Genomic DNA, 360 nt, shown 5'->3' with positions numbered 1-360 from the left:
TCTTATGTCCCAAAACCATATGATACGCCGACTAAACTTGGTATCAAGTGGCAGATGGATGTCAAATACGTCCCGACTCACTGCTACACAGGTAAACTACCTGACAAGTTCTACCAGTACACCGTCATTGATGAGGCCAGCCGAGAACGCTTTATATTCCCTTTCAAAGAGCAGTCGTCCTACTCAACGGTTCAATTTCTCAAAATGGCTATCAAACACTTTGGATACAAACCCAAAATCATCCAAACGGATAATGGCTTCGAGTTCACTCATTTCAAAGAGACCAAACAAGTTCACCCACTAGACTTGCTGTGTCAGGAACTTGGCATTGAGCACAAGCTGATTCGTCCTCGAACACCA

Annotated in this window: 1 protein-coding gene; it reads left to right on the top strand. The window is 44.2% G+C overall.

From position 1 onward, the window contains the following. Window positions 1-360 (top strand): DDE-type integrase/transposase/recombinase (locus ACQRDX_RS09575; protein ID WP_427896665.1); only part of this gene is annotated, 360 nt, incomplete at both ends.

The organism is Streptococcus sp. SGI.013, from assembly GCF_050315295.1.
Classification (GTDB): domain Bacteria; phylum Bacillota; class Bacilli; order Lactobacillales; family Streptococcaceae; genus Streptococcus; species Streptococcus porcorum.
Note: the sequence above shows the minus strand (reverse complement) of the source record. Positions and strands in the feature narration are given on the sequence as shown.